Origin of the sequence: Miltoncostaea oceani, assembly GCF_018141545.1 — a bacterium.
Lineage (GTDB): Bacteria > Actinomycetota > Thermoleophilia > Miltoncostaeales > Miltoncostaeaceae > Miltoncostaea > Miltoncostaea oceani.
Map to the genome: position 1 here is coordinate 1,033,192 of NZ_CP064356.1, position 15,866 is coordinate 1,049,057.

Annotated in this window: 13 protein-coding genes and 1 pseudogene; 10 read left to right on the forward strand and 4 right to left on the reverse strand. The window is 76.0% G+C overall.

Features of this window, described 5'->3' with window-relative positions; translation table 11 throughout:
* Nucleotides 1-42: 42 nt before the first annotated feature.
* The 8 genes and pseudogenes from rph to IU369_RS05275 all read left to right on the forward strand — a co-directional run bounded on the left by rph (nt 43) and on the right by IU369_RS05275 (nt 7,139).
* Nucleotides 43-759 carry a ribonuclease PH gene (gene rph / locus IU369_RS05240; protein ID WP_217923520.1) on the forward strand — a complete coding sequence of 239 codons (717 nt, stop codon included), beginning with the start codon at nt 43-45 and terminating at the stop codon, nt 757-759.
* A complete protein-coding gene (gene rdgB, locus IU369_RS05245; protein ID WP_217923521.1) occupies nt 756-1,328 on the forward strand; it encodes an RdgB/HAM1 family non-canonical purine NTP pyrophosphatase in 573 nt (190 codons plus the stop codon). Before rph ends, rdgB begins: the two co-directional genes overlap by 4 nt.
* On the forward strand, nt 1,325-2,068 hold the full coding sequence (locus IU369_RS05250; RefSeq protein ID WP_217923522.1) for an SDR family NAD(P)-dependent oxidoreductase: 744 nt from the start codon (nt 1,325-1,327) through the stop codon (nt 2,066-2,068). Before rdgB ends, IU369_RS05250 begins: the two co-directional genes overlap by 4 nt.
* Before the next feature lie 2 nt (nt 2,069-2,070).
* Complete coding sequence (locus tag IU369_RS05255) at nt 2,071-2,781, forward strand: hypothetical protein (RefSeq protein WP_217923523.1); 711 nt, start codon at nt 2,071-2,073, stop codon at nt 2,779-2,781.
* Nucleotides 2,782-2,787: 6 nt separating this feature from the next.
* A complete protein-coding gene (locus IU369_RS05260; RefSeq protein ID WP_217923524.1) occupies nt 2,788-3,123 on the forward strand; it encodes a hypothetical protein in 336 nt (111 codons plus the stop codon).
* Nucleotides 3,124-3,293: 170 nt separating this feature from the next.
* Nucleotides 3,294-3,566 (forward strand): annotated as a pseudogene (gene groES, locus IU369_RS05265) (co-chaperone GroES); the annotation flags it as partial.
* 123 nt (nt 3,567-3,689) lie between these two features.
* Nucleotides 3,690-5,339, forward strand: a complete 1,650-nt coding sequence (gene groL / locus IU369_RS05270; protein WP_217923526.1) for a chaperonin GroEL — start codon at nt 3,690-3,692, stop codon at nt 5,337-5,339.
* Nucleotides 5,340-5,504: 165 nt separating this feature from the next.
* Nucleotides 5,505-7,139, forward strand: coding sequence for a bifunctional diguanylate cyclase/phosphohydrolase (locus tag IU369_RS05275; RefSeq protein WP_217923527.1), 1,635 nt, complete (start codon nt 5,505-5,507; stop codon nt 7,137-7,139).
* Between the two features lie 1,207 nt (nt 7,140-8,346).
* Here IU369_RS05275 and IU369_RS05280 read toward each other — a convergent pair.
* The 3 genes from IU369_RS05280 to IU369_RS05290 are packed head-to-tail and all read right to left on the reverse strand — an operon-like array spanning nt 8,347 to nt 10,756.
* Nucleotides 8,347-9,252: a carbon-nitrogen hydrolase family protein gene (locus IU369_RS05280; RefSeq protein WP_217923528.1), complete on the reverse strand. Its 906-nt coding sequence runs from the start codon at nt 9,250-9,252 to the stop codon at nt 8,347-8,349.
* A complete protein-coding gene (locus tag IU369_RS05285) occupies nt 9,249-10,361 on the reverse strand; it encodes a CaiB/BaiF CoA transferase family protein (protein ID WP_217923529.1) in 1,113 nt (370 codons plus the stop codon). Before IU369_RS05285 ends, IU369_RS05280 begins: the two co-directional genes overlap by 4 nt.
* Nucleotides 10,358-10,756, reverse strand: coding sequence for a nuclear transport factor 2 family protein (locus IU369_RS05290; protein WP_217923530.1), 399 nt, complete (start codon nt 10,754-10,756; stop codon nt 10,358-10,360). Before IU369_RS05290 ends, IU369_RS05285 begins: the two co-directional genes overlap by 4 nt.
* 141 nt (nt 10,757-10,897) lie before the next feature.
* Here IU369_RS05290 and IU369_RS05295 point away from each other — a divergent pair, with 141 nt between their 5' ends.
* Nucleotides 10,898-14,125 carry an ATP-binding protein gene (locus IU369_RS05295; RefSeq protein ID WP_217923531.1) on the forward strand — a complete coding sequence of 1,076 codons (3,228 nt, stop codon included), beginning with the start codon at nt 10,898-10,900 and terminating at the stop codon, nt 14,123-14,125.
* Nucleotides 14,125-14,514 carry a hypothetical protein gene (locus IU369_RS05300; protein WP_217923532.1) on the forward strand — a complete coding sequence of 130 codons (390 nt, stop codon included), beginning with the start codon at nt 14,125-14,127 and terminating at the stop codon, nt 14,512-14,514. The genes IU369_RS05295 and IU369_RS05300 overlap by 1 nt, the downstream gene beginning before the upstream one ends.
* On the opposite strand, the gene IU369_RS05305 is transcribed toward IU369_RS05300, so the two are convergent.
* Nucleotides 14,483-15,865 (reverse strand): glucose-6-phosphate dehydrogenase, encoded by a 1,383-nt coding sequence (locus IU369_RS05305; RefSeq protein WP_217923533.1) that lies wholly within the window; start codon nt 15,863-15,865, stop codon nt 14,483-14,485. The two genes, IU369_RS05300 and IU369_RS05305, sit on opposite strands and share 32 nt — an antisense overlap.
* Nucleotide 15,866: the final 1 nt, after the last annotated feature.

The window sequence follows — 15,866 nt, forward strand, 5'->3', positions numbered from 1 at the left end:
ACCTCACCCTACCCGGGCGGCGGCCCACTAAGCTGACCCCCGATGCGAGCCGACGGACGACGCGCGGACCAGCTGCGCCCGATCGAGATCCTGCCGGGGTTCGTCGAGACGGCGGACGGCAGCGCCCTCATCTCCGTGGGGCGCACCCGCGTCATCTGCACCGCCTCGGTCGACGAGAACGTCCCCGCCTGGATGCGCGGCCGCGGCCGCGGCTGGGTGACCGCCGAGTACGGGATGCTCCCCGCGTCGACGGGCGACCGCAAGGCGCGCGACATCAGCAAGGGGCGCCTCGACGGCCGCACCACCGAGATCCAGCGCCTCATCGGCCGCTCGGTGCGCGCGGTGGTCGACATGCAGGGCCTCGGGGAGCGGACGGTCTGGCTCGACTGCGACGTCCTCCAGGCCGACGGCGGCACCCGCTGCGCCTCGATCTGCGGCGCCTGGGTGGCGTTGCGGCTCGCGCTCGGCGCCCTCGTGGAGAAGGGCGCCCTCGAGGCGCTGCCGCTGCGCGACTCCCTCGCCGCGGTGAGCGTCGGGATGGTCGACGGCGTCCCGCTGCTCGACCTCGCCTACGTCGAGGACTCCCGCGCCGAGTCGGACATGAACGTCGTCATGACGGGGTCGGGCCGCCTGGTCGAGGTGCAGGCGACCGCGGAGGGCCAGACCTTCTCGCGCCCCGAGCTCGACGTGCTGCTCGACCTGGCCGAGGCCGGCGTGACGCGCCTCACGGAGGCGCAGCAGGCGGCGGTCGCGCCGTGAGGATCGTGCTCGCCACCGGCAACAGCGACAAGGTCGCGGAGCTGCGCCCACTGCTCGCGCCCCGCCGGGTCGACGGCGCGCCGGAGGGCTTCGACCCCGAGGAGACCGGGGTGACGCTGCTGCAGAACGCGTGGATCAAGGCCGCCGCCCTGCGCGACGCGGTCGACGACGACGCGATCGTGCTCGCCGACGACTCCGGCCTCGTCGTCCACGCGCTGGGCGGCCGGCCGGGTGTGTTCAGCGCCCGCTACGCCGGTCCCGACGCGACGTACGCCGACAACTGCCGGCGGCTCCTCGACGAGATGGAGGGGGTCGACGACCGCTCCGCCGCGTTCGTCTGCGTGTTGGTGGGGCTCGGCCCCTGCGACATGATGCTGGTGTCCTGCGGGACGCTCCCCGGCACGATCGCCCCCGCGATGCGCGGCGGCGGCGGGTTCGGCTACGACCCCGTCTTCCTGCCCGCGGGCGACCCCCGGTCGCTGGCGGAGCTCACCCAGGACGAGAAGGCCGTCATCTCGCACCGCGGCCGGGCGGCGCGCCGGATGGCCGCGATGCTCCCCGCGGCGTGAGCAGCCACCTCGCGGGCCGGCGGGCCCTCGTCACGGGCGGCGCGATCCGCGTCGGCCGCGCGCTCAGCCTCGAGCTCGCCGGGATGGGCCTCGACGTCGCCGTGCACTACCGCTCGTCGGAGGCGCCGGCCGAGGAGACCGCCGCCGACTGCCGCGCCCGCGGCGTGCGCGCCGCCGCGGTGGGGGGCGACCTCGTCACCGCCGCCGGGTGCCGCGACCTGGTCTCCGCCGCGGAGGGTGCGCTCGGCGGCGGCATCGACGTGCTCGTCAACTCCGCCGCGAACTTCCTGTCGGCCCCGTTCGCCGAGACGACCGAGGACGACTTCGACCTGGCGCTGGCCGTGAACCTGAAGGCGCCGTTCTTCTGCTCCCAGGCCGTCGCGCCGGGGATGACGGAGCGGGGCTTCGGCCGGATCGTGAACATGGCCGACGTCGCGGGGCTGGAGCCGTGGCCGCGCTTCACCGCCCACTCGGTGGCGAAGGCCGGGATCGTGATGCTGACCGAGAGCCTCGCCCAGGCCCTCGCGCCCGCCGTCACGGTGAACGCGATCGCGCCGGGGACGGTGCTGATGCCCGACGGCTCCTCGGAGGACGCGGTGCGGCGGGCGCGGGAGAAGAGCGTCCTCGACCGGATAGGGTCACCCGACGACGTGGCGGGCGCGCTCCGCTACCTGCTGGAGGCGGACTACGTGACGGGTCACACCCTGGTGGTGGACGGCGGGCGACTGGTGAGGCCGTGACGGTGGGGCACCCCCCGGCGCCGCCCCTGTCGCGTGTGCTGTCGTGGCTCGTCGGCTGCGTCGTCGTCGCCTGGCTCGTCGTCTACAACGTCATGCGGATCACGGGGTCCAACCCGTCCGACGCGGCGTTGCCGTCGCTCGGCATCGGCGTCGTCGTGGGCGCGGTGGTCTTCGCCGTCGGACTCGTCGCCGTCCGCCGTCTCGCGGCCGCGGGGCGCGTCGTCACGCCCGGCCCCGTCGAGATCCCCGGACCGGCGCAGCTCGAGCCGGCCCAGCGGGACGCGCTGAACCTGGCCTGGCCGGCCCTCGGCGCGATGGCCCTGGTGGCGCTCGGCCTGGGCGCCTACCTCGGGCTCGACTGGCTCGGCACCGACAGCGACGCGCGGGCGACGACCACCCTGATCCTCGCCGTGTGGAACGTGCTGGTGGGCCTCTGGCTCGGCGACGAGGCCCTGCGGCTGCGGCGCGGCGAGGCGGACGGCATCGAGTCGATCGTGCTCGGCTGCGGCCTGACGGCGGTGCTCGCCGGCGTCGGCCTGTCGCGCGACCTCGCGGGCCCGGCGCAGATGGTGCTGATCGTGCTCGCCGGCGCCGCGGGCCTGCTCGTCGCCCTCGCGGTCTGGCGCCTGCGCGGCGCCCGCGGCGTCCCGGTGGGTGCCGTCGGCGTGGTGGTCGCCGCGGCGTTGTCGCTGATCCTGCCCCTCGTCCTCTAGCCCGGCGTGAGCGCGACGCTCGTCTGCCCGCTCGACGGGACGGTGGTCGCCGACGCGGCCGAGCCCGCCCCCGGCACCTGCCCCGGCTGCGGGGCCGTGTTCGCGGGCGGGGGGACGTCCCCGCCGGAGGCCGTCGCCCGCGCGCTCGCCGACTGGGGCGTCGAGGGCGACGCCGACGTCGTCGCGCGCCGCCTGTTCGAGACCGACCCCGGCGACCCGCCGGCGCCGGCGCTCGCCATCACCTCGGACCGCCGCGACGGCTTCTACCTGTGGTGGGTCTTCGCCCGCGGCGGCCCCGCCGCCGCCGTCGCCCACCTGACCGGGGCCGCCCCACCGGCCTGAGCGCGGCCGCGGGACGTGTGACGCGGCGGGTACTGGCACGCCCGCCGGCATACGGGTAACCTGCTCTGGCACTCTTGTCCCGTGAGTGCCAGACGCGCGAACCGCCCGCGGCGACACCGTCGTCCCGGAGCCGCGCATGAGAGTGCCACTACTCGACCCCGGGAGGGCCGATGAATCTGAAGCCCCTGGGCGATCGCGTGATCGTCAAGGCCGTGGAGCAGGAAGAGGTCACCGCCAGCGGACTGGTGCTGCCGGACACGGCCAAGGAGAAGCCGCAGCGCGGCATCGTCGTCGCTGTCGGTGAGGGTCGTTGGGTGGACGGCGCGCGCGTCGCGCTCGAGGTGTCCGACGGCGATGAGGTCATCTACTCCAAGTACGGCGGCACCGAGGTGAAGCTCGAGGGTGAGGACGTCCTGATCCTCTCCGAGCACGACATCCTCGCCCGTGTCGCCGCGACGCCGAAGGCGCCCGCGAAGCGCGCCTCGTCCCGCAAGCCCGCCGCGAAGAAGAAGTAACCCGCGGCACCCACCGACATTTCGGAACGACGCTAAGGAGAAACGCCAGAGATGGCAAAGCTGCTCAAGTTCAACGAGGACGCCCGTCGGGCCCTCGAGCGTGGTGTGAACACCCTTGCTGATGCGGTGAAGGTGACTCTCGGTCCGAAGGGCCGGTATGTGGTGCTCGACAAGAAGTTCGGTGCCCCGACGATCACGAATGATGGTGTGACGATCGCTCGTGAGATCGAGGTCGAGGACGTCTTCGAGAACCAGGGTGCCCAGCTTGTGCGTGAGGTCGCGACCGCCACGAACGATGTGGCGGGTGACGGCACCACGACGGCGACGGTGTTGGCGCAGGCGATCGTGCGTGAGGGCCTGAAGAACGTCGCTGCGGGTGCGAACCCGATGGGGTTGAAGCGCGGTATCGAGGCTGCGGTGGAGCGGGTCGTGGCGGAGATCGCCAAGCAGTCGAAGGAGGTGTCGGGTAAGGAGGACATCGCCCGTGTCGCGGCGATCTCCAGCCGGGACCGTGAGATCGGCGATGTCATCTCCGACGCGATCGAGAAGGTCGGTAAGGACGGTGTCGTGAACGTGGAGGAGGGCCAGACCTTCGGGATGGACCTCGAGTTCACGGAGGGGATGCAGTTCGACCGTGGCTACATGTCGCCGTACATGGTCACGGATCAGGACCGGATGGAGGCCGTCCTCGACGACCCGTTCCTGCTGGTCCATGGCGGGAAGATCTCCTCGGTGCAGGACATCCTGCCGTTGTTGGAGCAGGTCATCGGCCAGGGCCGGCCGCTTCTGATCATCGCCGAGGACGTCGAGGGTGAGGCGTTGGCGACCCTGATCGTGAACAAGCTGCGTGGGACGTTCACGGGTATCGCGGTGAAGGCCCCCGGTTTCGGGGATCGGCGTAAGCGGATGCTCGAGGACATCGCGATCCTGACCGGTGGCGAGGTGATCGCCGAGGAGATGGGTCTGAAGTTGGCGAACACCCAGATCACCCAGTTGGGGAAGGCCCGGCGGGTGGTGATCTCCAAGGACGCGACCACCATCATCGACGGTGCCGGCGACCCGGAGGACATCAAGGGCCGCATCAAGCAGATCAAGGCGGAGATCGAGACGACCGACTCGGACTTCGACCGTGAGAAGCTGCAGGAGCGCCTGGCGAAGTTGGCGGGCGGTGTCGCGGTCGTGAAGGTGGGTGCGGCGACCGAGACGGAGATGAAGGAGAAGAAGCACCGGGTGGAGGACGCTCTGCAGGCGACCCGCGCGGCGCTTGAGGAGGGTGTCGTCCCCGGTGGCGGCGTCGTCTTGGTGAACTCCATCAAGGCCCTGGATGGCCTGGAGCTGTCGGGCGATGAGGCAACGGGTGCGAACATCGTGCGCCGTGCCTTGGAGGAGCCGCTGCGTCAGCTCGCCGAGAACGCCGGCCTGGAGGGGTCGGTCGTGGTGGGCGAGGTGAAGGGCCGCAAGCCGGGTATCGGCTTGAACGTGGACACGGGGGAGTACGTGGACCTGGTGAAGGCCGGGATCATCGACCCCGCGATGGTGACGCGTTCGGCGCTCCAGAACGCCGCGTCGATCGCGAAGAACATCATCACCACCGAGTGCGTCGTCGCCGACAAGCCCGAGGAGTCGGGCGGCGGTGGCGGTGGCGGCATGGGCATGTCCCCGAACATGGGCGGCATGGGCATGGGCGGCGGGATGATGTAGGTCGCCTCCCCCCTCGGGGGGAGCCGGTCCCGCTCGACCGACGGGCGCCCCTCACGGGGCGCCCGTCCTCGTCGACGGCGGCGTCGCCGCCCGGGGTCGGCGACGCGGGGGACCGGGGGACGGCGCGGTTGTCGACTCCCGGGTCGCCCGACCGATAGGTCACTGATGCCATTGGAGCTCCGTTACCGCGACGGCGTGTTCGCCGTCGACTCGACCCGGGGGCGGACGGGTGCGCGGGCGGCTCCGCTGCGCGCCGTGGAGGCGCCGACGGCGGCGGCGCTGCTCGCCGACTGGCGGGACGCGGGTCGTCGCATCGCGCGTGTCCGGCGTCTGCAGGGCGCGCTGCTCGGGGGCCTCGGCGTCGCCGGCATCGGCGGGTCCGCGGCGACCCTCCAGCTCGGGGTCGGTGGCGAGGGCGCGGTGGTGGCGTTGCTGTCGGTGCTGCTGGCGGCGGCGGTCGGCGTGTGGGCGTCCCTCGGGCGTGCCCTGAGCCGGGCGATCGGCGCCCTCGAGTTGTCGGCGGGCCTGCTGGCGGACCTCGCGGCGACGGATCCCCTGACGGAGCTGCCGAACCACCGTGCGTTCCACGAGCGTCTGCTGCAGGAGGTGGCGCTGGCGGAGCGGTCGGGACGTCCCCTGTCGCTGGTCCTGCTCGACCTCGACCACTTCAAGCGCATCAACGACTCGTTCGGGCACCCGGCGGGCGACGCGGTGGTGACGGAGGTCGCCCGCCGCCTCGCCTCCTGCGCGCGGCGTGGTGAGGTGGTGGCGCGGGTCGGCGGCGAGGAGTTCGGGTGGCTGCTGCCGGGCGCCGACGCGATGGATGCGTGGCAGGCGGCGGAGCGGGCGCGTGTCGAGGTGTCCGCGACGCCCCTGTTGTCGTACGGGTCGTTGACGATCTCCGCCGGTGTCTGCGAGTTGTCGCAGGCGGGTGGGGCGGGGGAGCTGCACCGCCTCGCCGACGGGGCGTTGTACTGGGCGAAGGCGCACGGCCGCGACCGCTGCATCCGGTACTCGCCGGAGGTGGTGGAGGAGCTCTCCGCGGGGGAGCGCGCGGCCCGGCTCGAGCACCAGCAGGCGCTGAACGCCGTGCACGCGCTGGCGCGGGCGGTGGACGCGAAGGACCCGTACACGCAGCGCCATTCGGAGCGGGTCGCGGACATCGCGGTGCGGTTGGCGCTGGAGCTCGGCTGGCCGGCGGAGCGCCTGCGGGAGCTGCGGGAGGCGGCGGTGCTGCACGACGTCGGGAAGATCGCCGTCCCCGACGCGATCCTGACGAAGCCGGGCGCGTTGACGCCGGACGAGTTCGCGCTCGTCCGGGAGCACCCGGCCCGTGGCGCGGAGATCGTGGCGGAGGCCCTGACGCCGGAGCAGGCGTCGTGGGTGCGGGGCCACCACGAACGCGTCGACGGCGGCGGCTACCCGGACGGCATCGCAGGTGACGCGATCCCCGACGGCGCGCGGGTGATGGCGCTCGCGGACGCGTGGGACGCGATGACGAGCGACCGCCCGTACCGCGCGGGCCTCGCCGCCCGGAGGGCCCTCGACATCTGCCGGGCGGAGGCGGGCGCCCAGTTCGCCCCGGAGGTGGTCGATGCGCTGCAGGCGTTGTGGGAGCAGTCGGCGATCCCGCACTCCCTCCCCGCCGTCCCGGAGGACGACCCCGACCTGGCGCAGGAGCTGCAGTACCGGGGTGCGGGGGCGGTCCCCGTCGCCCGCCGCGAACGCCGTCCCGCCGCCGGCCCCGGCCTGGTGTACCGCGGCCTCCGCGTCCCCGACGAGGACGTCCCCGAGGCCTGACGGGGGGCGGTTGGGCCCGGCTCGAGCACCTCGGGGGGACAGGGAGCCGGGGCGCCGCGTCGTTCCCCGGAGAGGGTTCCCGATGGACGAACACCTCCGGGGACATGGGAGCCGGGGGCGCTGCGTGGTTCTCCGGGATGGGTTCGACCGGATGAACCCGTCGGGGGGACAAGGGAGCCGGGGGCGCGGCGTCGTTCCCCGGAAGGGTTTCTCGATGGACGAACACCTCCGGGGAACAAGGGAGCCGGGGGCGCCGCGTGGTTCCCCGGATGGGGTTCGTGCGGATGAACCGGTCTGGGGGACAAGGGAGCCGGGGGCGCTGCGTCGTTCCCTGGAAGGGTTTCTCGATGGACGAACACCTCCGGGGACAAGGGAGCCGGAGGCGCCGCGTGGGTTCCCGGAGGGGGTTCGTCCGGCGGGGCCCCGTTCAATGACGGGGTCCGCGGGGCCCGCGGGCTGCGGCGGTGGCCCGGGGGCGCGCGGTCCCCGTGGCGGGGGTGGCTCGTCCATCCAGCGTCCGTCGCCGAACCAGCGGCGCATGGTCCGGTCGCTCGGGGGGCGTGCGGTCCCGCGGGATTCCCGTTCCCGGAGGCGCGCGATGACCTCGTGGGGTGGCTCGCCGGCGGCGAAGGCGCGTTCCGCCTCGGCGCGGAGGGTCGGCCAGGCGTAGGAGCCGGGGAGGTCGCGGGGTGACCGCCGCGACCCGGCGAGCCGCGCCTGGTGGAGCGACAGGGCGCGGGACCGGGTGGACGTGAGGCATCCCGCGGCCCGCCACACGTGGAGGAGGCTCGCGACGAGGTCCCGTCCGGCGCGGCGGGTGAGGAAGCCGGGGGACCGGTGCGCCGCGCACAGCCACACCCGCACGCCGCACGGCAGGTGCAGCTCCGCCCGCGGGCCCTCACCCGCACCGACGCAGATCGCGCACGCCGGGGTGCTCCCGAGTCGTTCCCCCTTGTAGAAGCTCCGCGCCATGGGGGGGATGTTGGCGAACCGATCCCGACCCGGAGCCCCCCGGCTGTGCCGGAACGGCGACGCCCCCGTGTCCGTTTCCGTCGCGATCGACCGCCCGTCCGTCGGCCAAGTGACCGGGGACCCGGGGTCGATCGGCCGGACACCGCCCGGTCAATCGACCGACCACCGACGCACCCGGGGGAGGGGACCCGGACCGACCACGACCACCCCGGCCCCCGCCGCCGCGCAGGGCTCCTCAGACGGGCTCGAGGTCGGGGCGGGAGTAATGGCCGGCGACGTCGAAGACGCGGCGGGCGGCGAGGATCGCGGCGTGGTCGCAGTCGGCGTAGAGGATCTCCTCCCGCCCGGCGACGGGGCCCGCGACGATCGTCCCGCCCGGGTCGACGATGACACTGTTGCCCACCAGGAGCTCGTCGGGGCAGGCGGCGAGCTCGTCGGGGAACGGGAAGTCGTCGGGGAAGGCGTCGCGGCGGAGGTACTGGACGGGGGACAGCACGTACGCGCCGGCCTCGAAGGCGAAGGTGCGCATCGCCGCCACCCAGATGTCCCGGTCGTCCGCCGTCGGGGCGAGGTGGAAGTCGCAGCCGCCGCGGTGGAGCCGGGCGCGGGCGGCGGGCATGAAGTTCTCCCAGCAGATCAGGCCGCCGAGGCGCCCGATCTCCGTCGCGATCGGGTCGAGGTCGTCGCCGGCGCCCTGCCCCCAGAACACCCGCTCGTGCAGCGTCGGGATCAGCTTGCGGTGCCGGTGCGCCAGCCGCCCGTCCGGGCCGAACCACAGGAGCGAGTTCCACAACGTCCCGGGGCGGGCGGGGTCGCGTTCGTTCACGCCCACCGCCACCCACGCGCCCGCCCGCCGGGCGGCCGCACCGAGCCGGGCGGTGAGGGGACCGGGGACGTCCACCGCCCCCTCCCACATCCGCCGGTGCAGCTCCGTCGCCGCCGCCGACCAGCGCGCCGACGCGTACGCCCAGCGGGAACTCGGGTACAGCGACACGAACGCCTCCGGCAACGCCACCAGGCGGGCGCCGCCGTCCCCCGCCTCCTCGATCAGGCGGCACGCCTTCGCGACCGTCGCGTCGGCGTCCAGCACCACCGGCGTCGCCTGCACCAACGCGACCCGGACCACGCCGGGCCCCGTCATCGCCCGCCCCCCGCGCCGACGGAGACGCCGACGACCTCGGCGGTGTGCTCGCCGAGGCGGGGCGCCGGACCACCCGGCCGCGGGGGCGTCCGGGAGAACCTCAGCGGCGGTCCCGTCGCCCGCTCCCTCCCCAACGTCGGGTCATCGACCTCCACCACGAGGCCGATCGCCGCCGCATCGGGGTGGTCGAGCAGGGAGAACGGGCGGTCCGCCACCTCGCCGTGGGGGAGGCCGGCGGCGTCGAGGGCGGTCAGCCAATTGGCCGACGGCTCCGCGGCCAATCGCTCCCCGATCAGCACGGCGAGCTCGTCCGAGTGCCGCGCCCGGGAGGGGAGGTCGGCGAAGCGGGGGTCGTCGAGGAGGTGGCCGAGGCCGAGGGCGGTGAGCGCGCGGGCGTGGAGGCGGGGGGCGTAGCAGGCGAGGGCGACCGCCCCGTCGGCGGTGCGGTACGTCCGGTACAGCGCCCCGACGAAGCGGTTGAAGAGCGGCTCGCCGGAGTCCTCCTCGATGAGGCGGTGCGCGGCGAGGGCGGCGGAGGCCTCGAGGAGGGACGTCTCCACCACCTGGCCGCGGCCGCTCCGCTCGCGTTCGAGGAGGGCGGCGAGGATCCCGGACACCATGATCCACGGGGCGACGGTGTCGTGGGCGGGGACCGGCATCACCCGGCCGCCGTTCGCCGCGACGAGGCCGCTCTCCGACTGGAGGGCGACGTCCGTCCCCCGCCGCCCGCCCGGCCCGAACGCCGACAGGCTGCAGTGCACGAGCCGCGGGTTCCGCCCCGTCAGCTCCGCCGCGCCCGCGCCCAGGCGCTCCGCGACGCCGGGGGCGAAGGAGTGGACGAGGACGTCGGCGCCGTCGACGAGGCGGTGGAGCGCCGCGCGCCCCTCCTCCGTCCCCAGGTCGAGGACGACGCCGCGCTTGCCCCGGTTCACGGCGTGGAAGACCCGGCTCTCGCCGCGCACGTCGTCGACGGCGCGCCACTGGTCCCCCTCGGGCGGCTCGACCTTCACCACGTCCGCCCCCAGCTGCGCCAACGCCATCGTCGCGAGCGGCCCGCCGAGGTGGTGGGTCAGGTCGATCACCCGGACCCCCTCCAGCGGCGCGCTCACGACGCCGACCCCGCGTACACGGCGGCCAGCTCGGCCGTCCCCTCCCGCGGGCCGCAGCAGTACACCCGGTGGTCCGTGATGCCGGCCGGCCCGACGCGCATCACGTGCGCCTGGCGCGACACCCACGGGTTCCCCTCGTAGGTGCTGGTGCGCTCGAACTCCACCACGGCGCGCTCGCCGTCGCGGACGGTGCCGAGGAACGCGAACGACGGGTCCTCCTCCCACGTCGTGAACCACTCCGCCACCTTCGCCGCGACCGCCTCCGCGCCGTCGGCACGCTGGAACGTGTTCGGCGTCATCCCCACGAACCGCGCCTCCGGCGCGTAGACGGCGCGGATCCCGGCGGCGTCCTTCATGTCGATCGCCTCGACGAGGCGTGAGACGGGGTCGGTCATGGTGAGCTCCTCACTCGCGGGCTGCGTGACGTGACCGAGCCTGCCCCGCCCCCGTCAACGCTCCGTCAACGCCGCGTCCCCCGGCCGTCACGGAGCGGCGGGCGCGTTGATCGGCGGGCGCCGGGGGTGTCTGATGGGCCCATGCTCACCGCCCGGCTCTTCGGGGGACTGCGCGTCTGGATCGACGAACGGCCGCTGCCGCCGCTTCCGGGCCTCCGACCGCGCGCGCTGCTCGCCCAGCTCCTCCTCGACCCGACGCCTCAGCCGCGGGCGCGCCTCGCCGGGCGGTTCTGGCCGGACGTCCTCGACACCAGCGCCCGCGCGTCGCTGCGCAGCGCCCTCTGGACGGTGCGGGAGGCCCTCGACGCCGTCGGCGGCTCCGCCTACCTCGACGCCGGCCGCGCCCACGTCGGCATCGCCGGTGACCTGCCCCGCGACGTCGACACCGAGCGCTTCGCCGACCTCGCCGCCCGCCGTGACGACCCGGCGGCGCTGGAGGAGGCCGTCGCCCTCGCCGCGGGGCCCCTGCTCGCCGACCTCGCCGACGAATGGGTGCTCGACGCCCAGGACGCCCACCGGGCCGCGCTCGTCGACGTCCTGCGCCGCCTCGCCCGCCTCGCCGAGGACGCGGGCGACCTGCCCGCCGCGGTCCGCTGGACACGCGCCGTCGTCGCCGAGGAGCGCTTCGACGAGGGGGCGCACCGCGACCTCATGCGACTCCTCGACGCGTGCGGGGAGCGGGCGCAGGCCCTCGACGGGTACGACCGCCTCCGGCGGCTGCTCGCCTCCGACCTCGGCATCGTCCCGTCGCCCGCCACCCGGGAGCTCGCCCGCGCACTCCGCGGCGACGGGCCCCCCGCACCGGCCGCGCCGGCCCCCGCACCGGCGTCGCGGCGGCCGCCGCCGCCGCGGTCGGCGCCCGTCGGCCGCCGGCACGAGCGGGCGGTCCTGCGCGGGGCGTGGGAGGCCGCGGCGTCCGGCGCCGGCGGCCTCGCGGTGGTGGCGGGCCACGGCGGCATCGGCAAGTCGTGCCTCGTCGACGACCTCGCCGCCGCGGCCCGGGCGGAGGGTGCGCTCGTCGCCCGCGGCGACGCGCTCGACATCGAGGGCGCCCCGCCGCTCGCGCCCTGGTCGGAGGCCGTCCGCACCCTCGTCGAGGCGGTGCCCGCCCCGGACGGCGCGGCGTGGCCGGGTGACCTCGCGCGGCTCAGCCCCGCCGTCGCGACCGCGTGGGGCCGGCCGCCCGGTGACGCGGCGCCCGCCCCCGGGCTCGAGCGGATCCTGGTGTTCGAGGCGGTCGCCGAGCTCGTCGCGTGGGCCGCGCGCCGGGCGCCGGTGCTCCTGGTGCTGGAGGACCTCCACACCGCCGACCCGGCCACGTGCGCGCTGCTCGCCCACGTCGCCCGCCGGCTCGCGGGCGTCCCCGCCCTCATCGTCGCCACGCGGCGCCCCGCGCCGGACGCCGGCGGCCTCGACGCGGCGGTCGACGCGGTCCGCCCCCGGCTGCGCGTCGATGACGTCGCGCTCGGCCCGCTCGACCCGGAGGCCACCGCCGCCGTCGTCGCCGGGCACGCCCCGGGGCTCGCCGCGGACGCCGTCGACCGGGTCGCCCGGGCGGCGGGAGGCAACCCGCTGCTCGCGCGGGAGGCGGCACGGGCCGCCGCCGCGGGCCGCGACCCCGCCGAGGGCCTGCGCGCCGCCGTCCGCCGGCCCCTCGCCCGCCTCGCCCCGTCGTCGCGCCCGCTCGTCGATGCCGTCGCCGCCGCGGGCCGGGCCCTCCCCGCCGAGGAGGCCGGGCGGGTCGCGCCCGGTGGGCTCGGGGAGGCCCTCGCCGACGCGCAGGCGCAGGGCCTGCTCGTCCGCGACGACGACGGGCGCGTCCGGTTCGCCCACGACCTGCTCCGCGACGCCTGCTACGCCGAGATCGGCGACGCCCGCCGCGCCGCCGCGCACCGGCGGCTCGCGGCGGCCCTCGGCGCGCACAGCGGCCGCCGGGCGGGCGAGGTCGCCCGCCACCACCTGCGGGGCGGCGACCCCGAGACGGCGCGGCGGTACCTCGCCGAGGCCGCGCGCGACGCCCGGGCGCTCGGCGCCCTGGACGAGGCCGCCGCGTACCTCACCGAGGCGGCCGCCATGGCGGGCGGCGACGCCGTCGGCCGCGCCGAGCTGTGGCTCGCGCTCGCCGAGGTCCACGCGTGGCGGGCCGACCGCCCGGCGATGGACGCGGCGTTCGCACGCGCCGAGGCGCGGCTGTCGGAGGCCGGCGACGCCCGCGGCCTCGCGTACGCCCACGCCTCGCGTGGACGCTGGCTGCACACCACCCTCTGCCACCCCGCGGAGGCCCTCGCCGCGAGCCGCCGGGCGCTCGCCGTCATCGACGGCGGCCGCCTCCCGGTGCCGGAGGTGCGGCTGCTGGCCCTCACCGGCGCGGCCTGGGCGGAGGCCGTCGCCGGCGACCCCGCCGAGGCGGCCCGGCTCGCCGACGCCGCCCGCGCGATGCCCGAGGCCGACGGCGACGTCGCGCTGGAGGCCGAGCTGGAGCACGCACGCGGGACGGCGCTCCTGCGCGCCGGCGACGCCGTCGCCGCGGGGGAGGTGTGCGAACGGGCCGCGTCGCTCGCCCACGCCGCCGGGCGCGCCGACATGGCCGCGCTCTGCCTGCTGACCGCCTCGACGGCCGCGGCCTGCGCCGGGCAGGTGGAGCGGGTCCTGGCGCTCGCCGACCGCCTCGACGGCTGGGCGTGGCCGGGCGTCGGGCTGCAGGCCCAGATGGCGGCGGCCCGCGCGCACGCCCTCGCCCGCCTCGGCCGCCACGGGGAGGCCGTCGCCGCCGCGCGCGAGGCCGTCGCGGCGGCCGACCGGGCGGGGGACGCGATCAACCGTCCCCTCGCGGCGCTCGACCTCGGCCTGGTGCTGCTCGAGTCCGGGGATCCCGACGCGGCGGCCGCGTCCCTGCGCGAGGCGCTCGACGCCCCCGCGGCGCCCGTGCCCCGCGCCCTCGCCCGCCTGCGGCTCGCCGAGGCGCTCGTGCGCGCCGGAGACCCGGCGGCCGCGCGGACGGCGCTCGACGAGGTGCCCTTCGAGCCGGCCCGCGCCGCCGACATGGTCGAGTCGCTCGTGCCGCGCATCGCCCACGTCCGGGCGCTGCTGGCGGCGGGCGGCGGCGACGCGACCGAGGCGGCGCGCCGCCTCGACGAGGCGGAGGCGGGCTGGCGGCGCCTCGCGGCGTCGCCGCGGGCCGGTGAGGCGGTCGCCGCGGTGCTGGTCGACCTCGGCCGCCCGCCCGTCGCGGGGCTCGTCGACCCGGTCCACGAGTTGGCGCGCGTCGCGGCCGACCGCGCGCCCACCCCCGTGGCAGGATCCGTCTGATGCCCGGCTTCACCGTCACCAGCGTGTGCCCCGCGCCGGCGCTCGACGTCTTCGCCCTGCTCCACGACCCGGCGCGCATCGCCGAGTGGTGGGCCGACACCGACCGCGTCGAGGCGGGCGACGACGGCGTCGTCACCCGCTACGCGAGCGCGTGGCCCGACTTCCCCTACCCGCTCGGCGTCGCCCGGGGGGAGGGGGCCGTGACCATCTCGTGCCTGATGTCGGACATCGTCTACGAGTGGCGCCTCGCGCCGCACCCCGACGGGTGCGAGATCCGGGCGCGGGTGGAGCTGCCGGAGGCCGAGGCCGGGAAGCTCGAGGCCCAGCGCGACGAGGTCGGCCGCTCCATGGGGCGGCTCATCGCGCTGGCGGCGGCCACCCCGGGCTGACGGGCCCGTCGGAGCCGGCGGTGTAGTCCCGGAGCCCGGGGACGCCGGTGCGCCACGCGTCGAGGATCGGGCCGACGATGCGCCAGCACTCCTCCGCCTCGTCGCCGCGGATGGAGAGGGTGGGGTCGCCCGCGAGCACGTCGAGGATCACCCGGCCGTAGGCGGACACGTCCTGCGGGGCGAGGTGGGCGGCGAGCGTGACCTCCTCCACCGTGAACGGCTCCCCGGGGCCGTTGACCGTCACCGACAGCTCCAGGCGGTCCGGGGCGAGCCCGAGGAGCAGCACGTTCGGCTCGGGGTGCTGGCCCTGCCCGAAGGCGAGGTGGGGGACGGGCCGGAACCGGATGGCGACCTCCTGCCGCAACGCCCCCAAGGCCTTCCCGCTGCGCAACGTGAACGGCACGCCCGACCAGCGCCACGTGTCCACCCAGAGGGTGACGGCGGCGAACGTCTCCGTGCCCCGCGCCGGGTCGACGCCCTCCTCCGACGCGTAGTCGGGGACCGGGCCGCCGACGGCGTCACCCGCCGTGTACCGGGCCCGCACCGTCTGGGCGGCGACGTCGTCGGGTGTCCGGATCGACCGCAGCAGGTCGACCTTGCGGTCCCGCAGGTCCCGTTCGTGGAGGGTCGGCGGCGGCTCCATCGCCACCAGCGTCAGCACCTGCAGCAGGTGGTTCTGGATCATGTCCCGCAGCGCGCCCGCGCGGTCGTAGTACCCGGCGCGCCCCTCCAGGGCGAGGGTCTCGTCCCACACCACGTCGACGCGCTCGATGTGCTCGCGGTTCCAGATCGGCTCGAACAGGCGGTTCGCGAACCGCAGGCCCAGCAGGTTCTGCACCGTCTGCTTGCCGAGGAAGTGGTCGACGCGGTGGATCGCGTCCTCCGGCAGGACGTCCCGCAGCAACGCGTTCAGCGCCTGCGCGGACGCGAGGTCCTCCCCGAACGGCTTCTCGACCACCATGCGGCTGCCCTCCGGCAGGCCCGCCTCGGCGGCGGCGCGGATGGCGGGCGCGAAGACCGGTGGCGGCAGCGCCAGGTAGACCACCGCGGGCCCCTCCCCGTCGGCGAGCGCCGCACGCAGGGCGTCGGGGTCGGTCGCGTCGCCGCGCCGGTACGTGCAGGACCCGGCGAGCGCCTCCGCCGCCGACCGCGCCGCCGCGTCGCCGTGCACGCCGACCGCGGTGCGCACGTGGGCGCGGAACGTCGCGTCGTCCATCGCGGCCCGGTCCACCCCCACGATCGCGAGGTCGTCCGGCAGGCGCCCGTGGGCCCGCAGGCCCGCGAGGGCCGGCAGCAGCAGGCGGGCCGCCAGGTCGCCGCCGGCACCGAGCACGATCATCCGCGAGATCACG